Consider the following 15,917-nt stretch of genomic DNA (forward strand, 5'->3'; position numbering starts at 1 on the left):
TATTCTCATTTTGGTACAAATGCCAGGCTTGTGCAAATACTTCAGCTCGCAGGTGCGATTAGCGCAGCGCATTCGCACGCATCCAATCTTACCATCTTGTGCAATGCCTGGAAATTTCCAGATACAAATTCAATGCTGAAATCAGCAATGCCTTTCGACGCTTTGAATCTTTGAACTGCTATCTGAAATGAGGGCAGCTTTACTTTCAAGAAAAATTTCACGCGCCTCACTGCGTGCGATATCAATGATCTCGAAGTAAATCATGCGTGCGATTGCGCTGCGCTAATCGCACCTACGCGAGCTATAAGTCATCCTTATTTTTCTATTTATTCAGCTTCCAGACTACGCCGGTCCATCACCCATTTCTTCACAATTTTCCCACATGCATCGATGTCGACATCCTCACCAATAAATTTATGAAAAAAAGGCTGTTTCGTTTTTGGATGGTACTCATTCGCTTCAAAAACAAAATGTACCGAAAAATCGGTCTCTATTATTCCATTTGAGTTTCGCTTAAATTTCTCATATAGAGTTGTCCTGCTATTCCTGGTTACTTCACAACATTTGGGATGAGTTGCAATGTAGTGTTTCGCAGAAGGATTGCTTTCATCGACCTTCAACCGCCCCTCTTTAATTTCATCTTGCACGACAATTTCTATTAATTCCTGATCGGACAATCGAGTATTTTTACTCCAGCAATACCCAGGATCCGGAGACAAATAATCGTGATAAATAACACCCCCAATTATCGCCATCGCAAAAAACAAGCGCGACTTCCATTTTTTCTGCATCGTCATTTTTTCCGTTTTGACCAAAAAATTCCAGATTCCAAATCTACCAATATCTCTCGCCGAATTTTACATCGCGGTGACAAAAACTCTGACACGACAGTTTTATTTTTAGGAAAAAACTTCACGTCACTCACTGAGCGTAATATCATTGGTACGAAGTAAAGCATGCGTACGATTGCGCTGCGCGAATCGTACCTACACGAACTACTCGATCTATTCTCCGACTATCTCCAGTCGCGCAATCTGGCGCCCGCAGTGATGCACTCGCACATGCAGTCCTTCTTTCATAGGTCCGCCATCCGCAACAGGTGTATTAAAGCCTGCGGTGACCACCCTGTGCGAGTAAGAAAAATGAGCATCGTCAATATCAAATGATTCTTCTGCTCTACCTTTTTCTTTTACGCCAGTCAGGAAATTTTTAACCTTGCCCTCTACCAGTTTGCATTGCCCCTGTTCAAAGGCAGAACGCAAGTCGCTATAATCGGTATATGTGCTCTTGAAGGAAAAAACTGTCCATAGACAGGCAAATCCAAAATACGCAAACAAAAACCAGGGACCTGGCCGCGATTTCTTTTGTTGCGAGTCAAGATCTTTTTTACGCTTTCTCATCAAATGAAAATAGATCATGCCAGCACCAATTACGACAAAAATAAGTCCTTGAGCCGGAAAAAAATAAGACTTATATCCTGCTTGTGTAATATCGAAGATAAGGGTTGATTTCATTTTTTAAGGAAGCAGAGTACAGCCAGGTATTATTGCCTATATTACTCCAACTCCACAACCAACTCGCCTTGAACTCGGATATAGTCAGCGATAGTCAGATCAACAGACATCTCAAATTCGAGAATGATTACTTCACCATCTCCGATCGACAACAGATACTCATCTGTGCCGTTTTTTTCTATCAGATGGCCTGTAACTATTGTGTGCGGTGACGAATTTTTAGCTTGGACAACACCAGGGAAAGCAGCCCCAGAAACAATTTCAAATTTCGATATCAACTTTAGTGAAGCTGTCAGCGATACATGGTCATTCACTGCCAGATGCTTTGAATACCCGCCATGATCTATATATTCATTGCATTGCAATCCACTACACCATACCGTCTTATTTTCTGTCTTGATGCCTATGGGTCTGTCATATCCATCAAATGAAATTGATTCAATTATTCCCGAAATTTTCATCGTCCATTTTTTTCAAAATAAGCACCGTCAGAATCGCAGTTCGCAGGAGCGATTAGCAATCGCTTCATCATATCTGCGCGAACTATTTTACAGATATCATAAAACCCTCTCCAAGTTCCATCTGCAATCTCACAGCAAGTTTTTCACCAGTCGCTATGAAATCCTGCTCGCGATCTGTATTTTCAAAACCGGAATTTAACGGGTCTTCATTATTTAATGTTTGCGTATATTCACGCGCCCATAATGAAAGCAGGCTTTTTAACTCGTCTGAAATAGGAAGACTGCTGGGATCAATATTCCCAACCTGTCCAGGTGAAGCCTCCCACAAGGGGAAGCAGTGATAATCAGGCATTAATTTTATCATTCTCATTTTTCATCTCCGGCTCGGAGTTAAGATTAGCATGGCGTATCGTGCGCATGCAATCTCACCATTTTGCGCAATGCCTGAAAATTTCCGTATACAAATTCAATGCGGAAATCAACAATGTCTTTCGGCGCTTTGAATCTTGAAATTTTCATTTAAAATGAAGATAGCTTTACTTTCAAGAAGAAATTTCACGTCACCCACTGCGTGCAATATCTATGATCTCGAAGTAAATCATGCGTACGATTACGCTGCGCGAATCGTACCTAAGCTCGCTTAGGGGGAGATATATGCATCTAAAAATTGAAATGCCTAAAAATCTTGTGACCGAAGAATTGGTGCGGCAAAAAAATATACCTTGCTATTGCCGCATTGCCAGGGAATTTGAAATTCTATTTCAAAACCCTTTACCGGAGGCGCGTGGTTTCGTGCTGGAATGGGACAGAAAGCTGCTTGAAGAAAGAGCTGTAGCAGGCGGCGGGGGCGATTATACGCATGCTGCTAACGGCATGATTTCTATTGAAGAGGTCGGTACTAATTTGTACAAAATTCACGACCTGGCCTTTTTTAATACAAGGTTTGGATGGTGCCAAATATTGCTAAATGGCGAATATGCTACTCCTGGGAAGTTCTGGGACGATGACGAGGAAGACACGATTGGAAGATAGCGTACATGGCGAGGGGCAGGCCGGGGAGCAGGTTCAGGTGTCACATTCATACATTTTGAACTTGTCGGGTGATTCTTAGCTTCTATAGCCAGCTATTTTCGGCCGCCCTTTCGTCTCATAAGGTACAATTTTTTATGCCCTCTTTGTTTCAACAAATTATTATCGCCTTTCTACTTGGGCTGGCAGTTGGCTCAGTCCTGCGAACGCGTTGGGAAGAAAAGGCAAGATGGATAAGTGGTAAACGATATTTCTTCAGTGGCGGCTCAACACTTGCCATTCTTGCCGAAGCTATACTCATAGACTTTCCACTGGCATTAGCGCTATTCTTTTTGCCTCCAATACTTACTTTGAATTTTTTTGACCTGTTGCCTTTAAGGGGAACGGAAAACCAACTATTTTTTTTGTTTTATATCTCAGCAATTGGACTCGGCAAGTTGGCACGTTATGCATGGTGGCGCTGGCGTTTTCGGAGGCGCCATATTTAAGAGTGGGCATGGGGTCAGGCCTGACATTCATACATTTCCGACCTGGGCACCACTTATCGCCACTGCCTGGGCTTCGGAGTCAGGCTGGTCGCTTCGCCATACCCATCCTGCAGAATGCAAGTCGCATCGTGTGACAACCCAGCTATCAATGATCATTTCAAGTCCAGGTGCGCCACACGCCTCACAGATTTCCAGACTTCGCTCGGCCACCTCGTCTAAGTAGTCGGTAAACGCCGTGTCGTTGCGTGGATCAAGATCAAATCTTAATGCTCCCCATTTTTGGAACGCACACGTTATCGATATATGTGGAGGTAAATTTTCGAAGACTTCGTCGACTAAGGGCAACCAGCCTTCACCACAAGTATCTCGTATCGCTTCTCGCGCCTGCAGCCTGGTCAAACCATTTGCCAATTGAAGTCTCCGTAGATTTCCGTTAAGTATTGGGTCAAGTCGCAGGGTCAAGCCTGACATTCAAACGCTTTCAACCCTACGTGCGATTACGGCCGCTAACCGCCCTTAAGCGGGCTACAACTAAAAAGGTCGCCATTCACTGGGTGATTTTAATGCTACGCCAGAAAACGCCCCATTTTCTATGCACTCAACCAGTAATTCATTCACGCAGATCACCCACTCTATAGCGTCCAAAAAGAATATTAGCTTGTTTTTAGCCAAAGATTCATCTAAACAAATACGATCAATGGAGTCAATGTTGCCATTCAATTCGGTGAATTTTGACTTATTTCTATCTAATGCGTCACAAAACAATAGCACGTTAAGAAATCCATATTCGCGTTGAAGTTTTCCATTAAAAGCCACGTCCACTGGAAGATACTCAATTTCGTCCTTCAAAGCGAACTCGAAAAGGACGCTTGACAGTTTTTTACTAACAATCAACATTGGTCCACATAAAAAACTATCGGCGGGTTCGTAATCTGAAATCACATCCATTGTAATTTTTGGCCATTTTTCTGATAACGAGACACCCCCTGTCAAATTAAGGCCCATTAGCGGCTCTAAATCACGAACCTTCGCTTCAGTAAAATCGTAATCATTGTCAACTTTGTTTGTCCAAATTTTATATGCCATTCCAATTTCCTGATTTCCAGTTCGGGTCAATAGTGCCGAGTCGGCTCGAAGGATGACACTCACACATTTCTAACCAAGCGGGCGATTACGCGCTGCTAATCGTACTTCGGTTACGTCTGCTGCATGATAATTCAATTGCCGCATTTTTCACCTGCCTTATGGTGGGTTGTAACCCACCCTACTCTCTGCTGTCGATTGCAGATCACGATCAAGTGCATCGATTTGCTTGGGCAATGCCCTCAAAAAAAACATCAAACTACCCGCAAACCCCGTTCATATTCCCGAGATCAAATCAGTGTCCACCTCAAATCAAACCCAACAATTTAGTACATTAATTCTAAACCCCGCATTTCCGCCCTAATGTGATTCACCCTTGAAAGCTTCTGCAAAAAAGCTGTATCACGACAGGCTTTTTTTGTGCTTTAACTGCTTAAAAAATGCACAAATCGGCATAGAAAATTGTCCTTGTTTTGTATTTTCGGGGCGATATTGTTGCAATTTCACAACCGTTTTTCCTGCCTTCATTCATATATTTTCAGTAATGAAAGTATATCTTTTCCTCTATGAAAATAAATTTTCAAAAATATCAAGGGTCTGAATAGAAAATATTTGTATATACATACACATGTATTGCTTTTGACATATTGTTAAAGAATGTCAATAATCGGCATTCGTTGCAAAACGGCAAACTGGTATTAAATTTTTTTTGCCGTTGAAATAAATTCCAGCAATAAAAATGACCTTGCAAGGCGTGTGCCCATTGCAAGTGGTCTTACTATTGCCTGAAAGAATTGCAGTGTGAGAAATCTGATCAATTGCTTGCATGGCAATGCGGAATGAAGGGTGGGCCTCGCGCAGCCTGTCTGGATTTCCTGGCATGTAGGGTAAAAGCGGTGCGGATACACCGCTTTTGTCTGTGCATCCATCCCTATTTTGGGAAGAACAGGGATGAGTAACTAGCTGGACCGGCGTCGCCAACACGCACCGGTCACATACTTCGTATCAAAAAAACAAGGAGAGAAGTAATGCGTATCAGTAGTCATCTACAACTAGCAACAGGTGTCTCTATGGCTTTGGCCATGATGTTTGGCACCGCGCAGGCAGCCGAGCAATGGGCGCCGACTGCTACCAAGGCCACCAGACTGCCAGCGACGGTAGCGTCGAAATCCTCAGTGGCATCGCTGATGCAGGCGGGTGCACCGACGCAGATTTCGGTAGCACTGAAGTTGCGCAATAAAGCTGAGCTGGATGCCATCACAACAGGCATTTTGAACGGCAAGAACGTGAAGTCGATTTCCAGCGCAGAATTTTTGACGCGCTTTGCACCAACAACAGCCCAGGTGCAGGCAGTGGTGAATTACCTGAAGGCCAGTGGCTTCGTCAACATCACGGTGTCAGATAACCGCATGCTGGTTACGGCAGATGGTGCAGCAGCGACGGTGAAAACAGCTTTCAATACCGAGCTGCAAACCTTTAATGTCGATGGCCGCACCGTGCATGCCAATACGACGGATGCGCAGGTGCCGCAATCATTGTCAGACATCGTCTTGTCTATCCATGGTCTGCAAAATGTGCATACTTATCGCACCAACCTGGTGAGGCCAAATGCCAATACCCTGGCTGTCGGCGGGCATAATCCTACCGAGTTCTCTGCCATCTATAACGCCAGCGGCTTGCCAAGTGCAGTGAATGCCACCATCGGCATCATCACGCAAGGCAGCATGACGCAAACCATCAAGGACTTGAACACCTTCACCAACAAGGCGGGCTACCCACCGGTGAATGTGGAAACCGTGACGATAGGTTCGCCCAGCACGGATACGTCTGGCGTTGGTGAATGGAATATGGATACGCAGGATGCGCTGGCAACTGCAGGCGGCACGATCAAAAAGATGGTGCTGTACACAGCCAACACGCTGAACCTGACGGACATTACTGCTGCCTACAACCGCGCTGTCACAGACAACGTGGCCAAGGTTATCAATGTGTCTTTGGGCATGTGTGAAAACGATGCGTTCAATGGCGGTATCACGGCCAGTAATGACCAGATATTCCAGACAGCGGTGGCACAGGGCCAGACTTTTGCAGTCTCGTCCGGTGACTCTGGTGCCTATGAATGCGGCGGCCCTGGCACTTCACAAAGCTATCCATCGGCTTCACCTTATGTGATCTCGGTGGGCGGTACTTTGCTCAACACCTCTGGCACAACCTGGGTTTCTGAATCTGTGTGGTCTTGCACCACGGCGTCCAGTTGCCAGGCCAATGTCAACGGTGGCGCTGGTGGCGGGCCATCCCTGACAGAGGCAGCACCAAGCTGGCAAATCAGTTCCGGCGTTTTGGGCTCTTCCAACAAGCGCGGCACGCCAGATATCTCGTTCAATGCTGACCCTGCCAGCGGTGCTTTGGTGATCGTCAATGGTGCCAACCAGCAGATAGGTGGTACCAGCCTGGCTGCACCTATCTTCACCGGCTTTTGGGCGCGTGTACAGTCGATGAACAATAACAGCCTGCCCTTCCCTGCTGCTGCAATTTATCAAAAAGCAGCAAGCACACCGGGCATGTTCCACGACGTCACCACTGGCAGCAATGGTGGTTATACCGCCAAGGCAGGTTGGGATTATGCCAGTGGTTTTGGTAGCCTGAACATGGCAAACTTTGCTGCCGCCATGGGCTCGACACCACCGCCACCAAATGTGCTGGTCAAGGATGTACCTGTCAGCGGCATCAACCTGGCAACAGGTGCCAACCTGGTCTACACCTTTACTGTACCTGCCGGTGCGACTAACCTGACGTTCAAGACCACGGGCGGTTCAGGTGATGCGGATCTGTATGTACAAGTGGGTGCAGCACCAACTACCACGACCTACCTGCAAAAATCAGATGGCTCTACCAGTACTGAAACCATCACTGTGGCGTCTCCGGTAGCAGGCACTTACTATGTCTTGCTGAATGGTTACACGGCATCCAGTGGCATCAGCCTGGTTGCCAGTTATCAGTCGGGTACACCTGGTAATGTGTTGAACAATGGCGTACCAGTATCCGGCATCAGCCTGGCATCTGGCGCATCATCGGTCTACACTTTCGTGGTGCCTGCTGGCCGTCCATCGGTCACATTCAAAACCAGCGGCGGCACTGGCGATGCTGATTTGTATGTAAAACTGGGTTCTGCACCAACCACCACGTCTTACCTGCAAAAATCCAATGGTGCCAGCAACAATGAAAGCATCACGATTAACTCACCAGCTGGTGGTACTTACTATGTGCTGTTGAAGGCATACAGCGCCATCAGTGGTGTGACTTTGCTGGCGACGGACTAAGTTCATTTGCTAATTTTGTTTTGATTTAAAAGTAAGGGCATTAAGGCCCCGGGGTAAAACCCGGGGCCTTATTTTTTGCGGAATGTTGATGAAAAAAATGCTGTGTTTTCGTTGACCGCTGCTGGTTCATGCGGTGGACTACAGCCTGCGCAAGATCTGTTTGCCTACTGCCGATCGCATCACAATAACAGGCCCATATGGCGAGGCAGCTTATAATGCCATCCTGATACAGAATGAAAAGCCGGAACAGGAATGTGGAATTATTCACTCAATGAAGTCTTTGAACGTGGCATAGGCTATGGCCAGTCAGAAGCGGAATTGCGTTATGCGCTAAAAGCAAAGCACAATCTGGTGATGCTCAAAGTGCTGACCCATGAAGAACCGTTGTGGAAGGTCTTGATGATCATGTTTTTCTGGGCACCGCTGATATGGTGGCTGCTTTTTTTTCCCGTTTTCATGCTGCTGTTTTTGCCTTTTGCCGATACACTGGCAATCTCAGCATCAGAGAGGCAAAACTATGCACTATTGCTTGCCTATGTCTGCGCATTTCGTTTGTCAGTACGCAAGCAATCGCCCCTGCGTGATTACTGGAATAGAAAAAAATTTGTCGGCACCAAAACCCTGACACTGGATTTTCACCAGCAATGCCTGGTCGCTGAAGAAGTGTATCGTTTTGCGCCAGAAAAAATTCGCGTGCAAACCGTCGCCTTCGACAAAATGTATGTGTTTGTCGCCTGGCACAAAGGCGATAAAGAGACGGATGAAAGTATGTATGAAGATTCAGCCAGCATCTATTTACGGCTCAAGTCCGGTGGGCTAAAGCACATGGACTGGGTCAACAGAAAAATCGAACAATATATCTTCATCCATGAATACGACAGTACCGATGCTGCGCAAACGGCTGAGGCCAAAGAAAAAGTGGATGACATCATGGCCTTATTGAAGTCGCAAAATCTTCATCCACGATAATGGAGATGGTGCGCATGGCCGATCTTGCCTGCCATGCGCGCCAGCAGCTTATTGCCCACCCTCACGCAAATACGGCGCATTTTCTAGCGACAGCGCCTGTTTGACCTGGCGCGTAATCTCGTCGGCAAACACTTCTTCCCGCCCCTGCACTATCGCCTCCAGCACCTGGCTGGCGACTTGCTGAGGTGTTGATTTTGGCATGGCGACGTGTTGAGTCATATCAGTGTCGATAAAGGCGGCATGTACACCCACCACCAGTGTGCCCTGGGCACGCAATTCATTACGCAAGCCATTCGTCAGTGACCAGGCGGCGGCCTTGGATGCGCTATAGCCATTGATGCCCGCCAGGTTAATCCAGCTCAGCACTGACAACATATTCACCAGCGCGCCGCCGCCATTGGCTTTTAGGACAGGTGCAAAGGCCTGGCTCATGGCCAGCATGCCAAAGAAGTTGGTTTCAAACTGGGCGCGTATGGCAGCCGTGCTGTCGCTGGCTAGAAAGGGCGAAGGCTGGGCGATGCCCGCATTATTGATAAGCAGATTCACATCGCCACATGCCTTGGCCGCGGCCAGTACTTCGTCATGGTTGGTGATATCAAGTTGCACAGGGTGCAGGCCAGGCAGGCTGATTTGCGCCGGGTTGCGGGCAGCCGCATACACTTTTTTGACGCCTGCCTGCAGCAAGGCAGTGGCAAAAGCCAGGCCCAGACCACGATTGGCTCCAGTGACAAAGGCGACGGTGTTATTGAGTTCCATATGATTTCTTTCATTAAATGTCATCATCAGACCAGCCCCATGGCTGGTCTTCCCTGGTAAAGAACGGTGATTCCATCATTTAGATGTTAACCGTCATCTTTATATATGATGATTATCATCTAAAAATAAAAGCCATGTCAAGAGGAATTAAAAAGCTTTAAAAATCAGGATTTGCCTGGCCAGATCGGAGGGTGCTAAAGTGCGGGTTTTACACGCATTGCCCTCTTGTCATGCCCGTCGCTGGCAGTGGGGCCGCCATGTTTTTACCTGCCACCATGACAACATCAAGCACAAAATCAGTATCAAGCACTTTAGCCGCCAGCTTTTTTGTTGTGGCCAGCCTGCTCCATACCGTAACCAGGGCAGAACAGCCGCCGCGCTGGGTGACTGCAGATGATGTACGTGTACGCCAGGGGCCAGATACAGACAAGAAAGTCGTGGGCGTATTGCGGCGCGGCAGTACTCTCATACTCAAGGATGCGATAGAACATGGCGGTTTTTGCCTGATTGAAGGCGAAGGGCAATATGGCTATGTCGCCTGCAAATACCTGAGTGCGCAGTACGTCCCGCGCGCCAAAGCAGGCGAGGCTGGCGTCGATGCAGCCCAGCGCTGGGTAGGCGGCACTGCCCTGACGCTGCGCGAAGCAGCCCAGCCTGATGCGCGAGTGATCAAAAGCCTGGCACTCAATACTGTCGTCAAGCTCGTGCTTGAAGAGGCTGGCAAACCCTATTGCGAAGTGCAGCTTGCTGATGGTACGCGTGGTTATACGGCTTGCCGGTATCTGGTCAGCACACCTATCGTGGTAGCACAGGTGCAAGGTGTTTATTATGGCGATGGGCCGCGCCCGGCAAATTATGATCCGGTCAAGGCTTTCTGGCTGGACCCTGGCTGGCAGGCACTGGAAGCCTATGCAAATTATCTCAAGGAACGCCGCCCGGAACCAGGTGCAGCAGGCCCCTGGCCTCGCGATGAAGCACTGGAAAAAATGAAAGCCCATCTGGCCCTTGGCCTGAAAGGTAAAAAACCGGAACCCTATGCCGACTGGGCTGAGATCAAACGCAAGGCCGCACAAGAGCACGATTTCAAGATGGCATCATACCGCCTGAGACTAGAAAAAAAGACTGTTCCACCGGCAGTATCTGAACGCGAACAACGCATAGAAAGTATTGCTGAAGAACTCAGAACAACCACCGGCCTGTGGGATATTGGCAACGCCAATGATGATGGTGACATGGGACGCATCTTCCGCCTGCTGCGCGCACTGGAATTTGCCGAAGTACGCCCATCCTTTTTTCGCAGCGACGCAGAACTGGCACCACCAGGTGAAATGGCCGAACAGGCCAGTGGCCGCTTTAATATTATCTTCCGCCAGTTGACTACACCGCGCCGCCCTCCCAAAAAAGCTGAAGAGGGCTATCAAGCCGGGTTATACGATATGTTGAGCCGCACGCAAATACTGGTGCGCCCTGTACAGCGCGTGCAATTATTTCGCGATGGCCGCCTGGCCGGTAAAGCCAGCCTGATGCGTGGCGAAGAAACATTGTGGCGTGATGTTGAAGAAGAAATGTGTGCTGGCTTCGTGCCAGGTTTTGCACTTGGTGAATCCGATAAAGCCATATGGCGTTATTTTGATACCTCAGGCGATACCAAAGAATTTATCAGAAGAGGCATGGCCGCCAATGCGAAAAACAATCCGCCGGGCAGTTTATATGCCTTCTATACCACCGCAACACTGCCAGCCGAGATAGCCAAAGTGACCGAAAAACCGATCAAGCTGAACCGTGAAAAAACCGGCTTCATCCGCGGCACTTATCTGCACTATGACCTCGATGGCGACGGCATTGCCGACATCGCCATCTGGGAAGGTGAAGGCTTTGGTCCCGGCCACCTCGGCGGTACGACAACAACAGACGACCGCTGGTACCGTCTGGTGCTGGCCAATATCAATGGTGCCTGGAAAGTACTCGGTAGCGACAGGTTTCAGTATGGTTGCGGGTGTTGATTCAGGCTTGCGGCTTGATTAAAAACTGTGCTGTCTAATCATCCACAAACGCAGCAACGTCATCCCAGCGCAGGCTGGGATCCATTTGTGCAAGTGCCGTTTGGGTAAATAGTCTGGAGACCTGATTTGCATGCTTTGATATGTCGCTATGGCATAAGCCAGCTTTCCTGCCGCTGAGTCAAACTCCCGCACTTACAACAGCACCGCGCAAATGCGACGAACGCCGCTGGATTCCAGCCTGCGCTGGAATGACGAGTTTAAGGATAGAAGTAAATTGAAAACCGCAGAGTTTTACGATCCGTAACCACAGCATCCTCACCCCAGCGCAGGCTGGGATCCATTTGTGCAAGTGCCGTTTTTCTGAAATGGCGAACATTCTCCGCGAGACCGTGCAAAAAACCACTCCCCAGCACCGTCACAATGCCCGCCAGGCACAATAAAACAGCACATTGCCCGATGTTCTATGATTAATGAAAAAAATTGATTACACTAACAAACTGGCAATTTTGTCTTGATTTCCGGTTTTGCCCGCCGTTTTTAGCTGTCATTTCCCAGAAAGCGATAGACCCATTACGTCTGCCCACAAATTTATCGTCTGCCATGAGTGTGATCTGATCTGCATGGAAGTGCCACTGGCGACGGGTGAAGCCGCGAGCTGCCCGCGCTGCCGGGCTACGCTCTACAAAAGTGGTGCGGCCAGTATAGACATGGCGCTGGCGCTGGCCTTGACCTCGGTGATCTTGCTGTTGCTGCTCAATAGTTTCCCCCTGCTGTCGCTGAAGGTGCAGCAGGTGACGCGCGACACTACCCTGTTCCATTCTGCCCTGGCGATGTGGGACGATGGCATGCATATCCTGTCGCTGCTGGTCATCATCACGACCATGCTGGCACCTGCCTTGCAGATATCGGTGGCGGTGTATCTCTTATGTGTCATCAAATTTGGCGATGCGCGCGGGGCACTGGGTGCGCCCTTGCGCGCCCTGCAAACCCTGCGGCCCTGGAGCATGGTAGAGATTTTCATGCTGGGCTTGCTGGTATCCCTGGTCAAGCTGCAGCACATGGCTGACATCGTCATTGGCCCAGCCCTGTGGTCATGCGCTTCACTGATCTTTTTTACGGCAGCGCTGACTTCTGTACTGACGCCGCGCAATGTCTGGTTGTGGATAAATGCTGCAAATACCGCAGCCAATGCCAACAGCGGCAAACCCGCGCATACCGGGGTGCCCCATGTCTGAGCTGGAATACCGCCATATCCCTGCTGCCAGGCTGGCGGGCCAGACTGGTGCGGCTGCCGGCCTGATCAGTTGCGATATTTGCGAAACCCTGTGCTGCACGCATGACGAGGCAGCCACCCATTGCCCCAGTTGCGGTGCCTCGCTGCATTTGCGCCACAAGGACAGCCTGACCAGATCACTGGCTTATCTGGTGGCGGCAATGATACTGTACATACCTGCCAACCTCTTGCCCGTCATGCAAACCAATACCATCTTTGGCACGCAGGACGACACCATCATGAGCGGTGTGCTGGTGCTCTTGCATACGGGTTCCTGGCCGCTGGCGCTGCTGGTTTTCTTTGCCAGCATTGTCGTGCCTTTGCTAAAACTGTTTTCCATCAGCCTGCTGCTGTATACCTGCTGGAAAAAATCTGCCCGCAACCCTTTGCAACGCACACAACTGTTCCGCATGGTTGAGGCAGTGGGCCGCTGGTCCATGCTGGATGTGTATGTGGTGACAGTGCTGGTGGCGCTGGTGCAATTTAAATCCCTGGCAGCGATACACCCGGGTGGTGGCGCGCTGGCTTTTGGTGCTGTGGTGGTGCTGACGATGTTGTCGGCACAAAGCTTTGATTCACGTTTAATCTGGGTAGCAAAGACGCATGAGTGATCCAACTTCAGAAAACCCCGGCACACCTGCTGACAAAGCCGACACCATCGACACTGTTGATGCTGTCGATGCCGTCGTCCCCGTCGTCAAGGTCAAACCCAGGCGGCGCTTGCCCTCCTTTGTCTGGGCCGTGCCCGTCATTGCAGCGCTCATCGGTATCTGGCTGGTGGTGCAAAGTGTCACCAGCCAGGGGCCGGTCATCACCATCAGCTTCAAGTCGGCTGAGGGGCTGGAGGCAGGCAAAACCAGGCTGCGCTATAAAGACGTCGATGTTGGTCACGTCAAGGCCATCGCCCTCTCGCCTGACCGCAAGCGTGTGCTGATCACCGCGCAACTGATCAAGAGCGCCTCAGATATCCTGGCGACCGACACCCGCTTCTTTATCGTCAAGCCACGCATTTCCGGCGGCTCGGTCTCTGGTTTGTCCACCCTCTTGTCGGGTAATTACATCAGTGTCGATGTCGGTACTTCAGAAGACACCACCACAGATTTCACCGGCCTCGAAGAACCACCGCTGATCACCCGTGATTCTGCCGGGCGGGAATTTGTCTTGCACGGTGCACAGACAGGCTCGGTCAATTATGGCTCGCCGATTTTCTTCCGCCACATCAATGCCGGGCACGTCACCAAGTTCCAGCTTGACCGCGATGGCAAGGGCGTCACCATCCGCGTCTTCATCGACGCACCCTACGACCAGTACGTGACTGAAGACACGCGCTTCTGGCATGCCAGCGGCGTTGACATGCAACTCGATGCCAATGGCTTGCGCGTCACCACAGAATCACTTACCTCATTGATCGAGGGCGGCCTCGCCTTCCAGGAACATGATGACGCCCTGCCCGGTGGCAGACCCGCCTTCGAGGGAAGCGTCTTCCCCCTGTTTGAAGACCGCGAACACGCCATGCGCGCGCCAGATACCAAGGTGCGCAACTTCCTCATGTATTTCCCTGAAACCCTGCGCGGTTTATCCAAAGGCGCGCCTGTCGACCTGCGCGGCATCGTCATCGGCGAAGTCAAATCCCTGGGCGTGGAATTTACCGAGAATGGCCGCCTGCCTCGCTTCCCGGTGGAAGTCAGCCTCTACCCAGACCGGCTCAAGGCCCGCGTCCGTTCAGGCGCGCGCCTGCCGGATGATGATACCGAAGCCAAAGAGCGATCACTGCTGGAACACCTGATCTCACGCGGCCTGCGCGGCCAGCTGCGCAGCGGCAACCTGCTGACTGGCCAGCTCTATATCGCCCTCGATTTCTTCCCCGATGCCGCCCCCGCAAAAATGGACTGGCGCACCGACTACCCCGTGCTGCCTACCGTTGGTGGTGGCCTGGGCGAAATCCAGGACACCGTGGGCCGCATCGCCAAGAAGATAGACAAGCTGCCTTTCGACAAAATCTCTGGCGAACTGGTACAAGCCCTCTCCAAACTCAACAGCACTCTCGCCAGCACAGAAAAACTGGTGCGCCGCCTGGATGCCGAAGTCACGCCAGAGCTGACCTCCACGCTGAAAGAAGCACGCGGCACCCTCAACAGCGCCAACGCACTGCTGGCCGAAGACGCGCCGCTGCAGCAAGACATGCGTGAATCACTGAAGCAAGTCGCCAAATCTGCCCGCGCCGTCGCCAACCTGGCCGACCTGCTCGAACGCCATCCCGACGCCCTGGTATTTGGCAAACAAAAGGTAAAACCATGATGCGAAGCACACACGTCCTGACGATTTCCCTGGCGGGTCTTTTGCTCGCCGCCTGCGCCACGCCACCAGTAGAACACCTGTACCGCCTCGACTACCCGCTGTCCAGTACCAGCCAGGCCGAGCCGCAATATGAACTCGTCGTCGCCAGCATCAAACTGCCAGAAGCCGTCAACCGCCCGCAACTGGTCATCCAGAAGTCCGCCACAGAATCCCTCATCACGGACGAACAACGCTGGATAGCCCCGCTGGACGAACAACTGACCCTGGCCCTCACCGCCCACCTGCGCACCCGCCTGCCCGACGCCTGGCTTTCATCCGACACCGGCATCAGCGCCAGCATAGCCACCACCCACAACAACAGCCTGCCCCGCTACCAGGTCAAAGTGCAAATCGACCAACTGCTCATCCACAGCGGCGAGCAACTCACGCTGGAAGCCAGCTGGGTAGTACTCGACAGCAGCCGCAAACTGCTCAAGCGCGAACACAAAGTATTCACCACCCGCCTGAACAGCCAAAGCTATGAAGCCGTGGCACCAGCAATGTCAGAGGCCGCAAAGCAGTTGGCGGAACAGGTAGGGGTGAGTGTGGTGGGTGTGCGCAAGTAAAGTAAACCTGTCACCACGTAACGCGTAGATACTGTTATCCCAGTCAAGCGAAATGCAAGCTAGCATCGAATGGTTTTCCGGATTTCAAAACCCCAAAAGCGACATGTATCAACTTTCT

General features: G+C 50.5%; 15 protein-coding genes. 9 read left to right on the forward strand and 6 right to left on the reverse strand.

The features are described from left to right. Nucleotides 1-326: 326 nt before the first annotated feature. The 4 genes from DFR42_RS28125 to DFR42_RS28140 form a co-directional block, all read right to left on the reverse strand. Nucleotides 327-791, reverse strand: a complete 465-nt coding sequence (locus DFR42_RS28125; protein ID WP_170133729.1) for a hypothetical protein — start codon at nucleotides 789-791, stop codon at nucleotides 327-329. A gap of 213 nt (nucleotides 792-1,004) precedes the next feature. Continuing rightward, nucleotides 1,005-1,514: a hypothetical protein gene (locus tag DFR42_RS28130; RefSeq protein WP_110258401.1), complete on the reverse strand. Its 510-nt coding sequence runs from the start codon at nucleotides 1,512-1,514 to the stop codon at nucleotides 1,005-1,007. Between the two features lie 41 nt (nucleotides 1,515-1,555). Further along, nucleotides 1,556-1,975: a hypothetical protein gene (locus DFR42_RS28135; protein ID WP_110258402.1), complete on the reverse strand. Its 420-nt coding sequence runs from the start codon at nucleotides 1,973-1,975 to the stop codon at nucleotides 1,556-1,558. A gap of 82 nt (nucleotides 1,976-2,057) precedes the next feature. Then, nucleotides 2,058-2,345, reverse strand: a complete 288-nt coding sequence (locus DFR42_RS28140; RefSeq protein WP_110258403.1) for a hypothetical protein — start codon at nucleotides 2,343-2,345, stop codon at nucleotides 2,058-2,060. 230 nt (nucleotides 2,346-2,575) lie between these two features. Here DFR42_RS28140 and DFR42_RS28145 point away from each other — a divergent pair, with 230 nt between their 5' ends. Both DFR42_RS28145 and DFR42_RS28150 read left to right on the forward strand, forming a co-directional pair. Continuing rightward, nucleotides 2,576-3,007, forward strand: coding sequence for a hypothetical protein (locus DFR42_RS28145; RefSeq protein WP_211324444.1), 432 nt, complete (start codon nucleotides 2,576-2,578; stop codon nucleotides 3,005-3,007). 134 nt (nucleotides 3,008-3,141) lie between these two features. Beyond that, nucleotides 3,142-3,492: a hypothetical protein gene (locus DFR42_RS28150; protein ID WP_146218999.1), complete on the forward strand. Its 351-nt coding sequence runs from the start codon at nucleotides 3,142-3,144 to the stop codon at nucleotides 3,490-3,492. A 531-nt stretch (nucleotides 3,493-4,023) separates the two neighbouring features. On the opposite strand, the gene DFR42_RS28160 is transcribed toward DFR42_RS28150, so the two are convergent. Beyond that, complete coding sequence (locus DFR42_RS28160; RefSeq protein WP_110258407.1) at nucleotides 4,024-4,578, reverse strand: imm11 family protein; 555 nt, start codon at nucleotides 4,576-4,578, stop codon at nucleotides 4,024-4,026. Between the two features lie 1,025 nt (nucleotides 4,579-5,603). Between DFR42_RS28160 and DFR42_RS28165 the strand changes: the two genes are divergently transcribed. Further along, nucleotides 5,604-7,895, forward strand: a complete 2,292-nt coding sequence (locus DFR42_RS28165) for a pre-peptidase C-terminal domain-containing protein (protein ID WP_110258408.1) — start codon at nucleotides 5,604-5,606, stop codon at nucleotides 7,893-7,895. Nucleotides 7,896-8,147: 252 nt separating this feature from the next. Then, the gene (locus tag DFR42_RS28170; protein WP_110258409.1) at nucleotides 8,148-8,864 is read left to right on the forward strand and encodes a hypothetical protein; all 717 of its coding nucleotides are present in this window, start codon (nucleotides 8,148-8,150) and stop codon (nucleotides 8,862-8,864) included. 48 nt (nucleotides 8,865-8,912) lie between these two features. Here DFR42_RS28170 and DFR42_RS28175 read toward each other — a convergent pair whose 3' ends face one another. Further along, the gene (locus tag DFR42_RS28175) at nucleotides 8,913-9,620 is read right to left on the reverse strand and encodes an SDR family oxidoreductase (RefSeq protein WP_110258410.1); all 708 of its coding nucleotides are present in this window, start codon (nucleotides 9,618-9,620) and stop codon (nucleotides 8,913-8,915) included. 275 nt (nucleotides 9,621-9,895) lie between these two features. Between DFR42_RS28175 and DFR42_RS28180 the strand changes: the two genes are divergently transcribed. The 5 genes from DFR42_RS28180 (at nucleotide 9,896) to DFR42_RS28200 (ending at nucleotide 15,799) form a co-directional block, all read left to right on the forward strand. Next, on the forward strand, nucleotides 9,896-11,623 hold the full coding sequence (locus DFR42_RS28180) for an SH3 domain-containing protein (RefSeq protein ID WP_211324445.1): 1,728 nt from the start codon (nucleotides 9,896-9,898) through the stop codon (nucleotides 11,621-11,623). Between the two features lie 620 nt (nucleotides 11,624-12,243). Next, nucleotides 12,244-12,858 (forward strand): paraquat-inducible protein A, encoded by a 615-nt coding sequence (locus DFR42_RS28185; RefSeq protein WP_110258412.1) that lies wholly within the window; start codon nucleotides 12,244-12,246, stop codon nucleotides 12,856-12,858. Next, nucleotides 12,851-13,507 carry a paraquat-inducible protein A gene (locus DFR42_RS28190; protein ID WP_170133730.1) on the forward strand — a complete coding sequence of 219 codons (657 nt, stop codon included), beginning with the start codon at nucleotides 12,851-12,853 and terminating at the stop codon, nucleotides 13,505-13,507. The genes DFR42_RS28185 and DFR42_RS28190 overlap by 8 nt, the downstream gene beginning before the upstream one ends. Continuing rightward, nucleotides 13,500-15,194 (forward strand): PqiB family protein, encoded by a 1,695-nt coding sequence (locus tag DFR42_RS28195; protein ID WP_110258414.1) that lies wholly within the window; start codon nucleotides 13,500-13,502, stop codon nucleotides 15,192-15,194. The genes DFR42_RS28190 and DFR42_RS28195 overlap by 8 nt, the downstream gene beginning before the upstream one ends. Beyond that, nucleotides 15,191-15,799, forward strand: coding sequence for a PqiC family protein (locus DFR42_RS28200; RefSeq protein ID WP_110258415.1), 609 nt, complete (start codon nucleotides 15,191-15,193; stop codon nucleotides 15,797-15,799). Before DFR42_RS28195 ends, DFR42_RS28200 begins: the two co-directional genes overlap by 4 nt. Nucleotides 15,800-15,917: the final 118 nt, after the last annotated feature.

The organism is Undibacterium pigrum (assembly GCF_003201815.1).
Classification (GTDB): Bacteria; Pseudomonadota; Gammaproteobacteria; order Burkholderiales; family Burkholderiaceae_D; genus Undibacterium; species Undibacterium pigrum.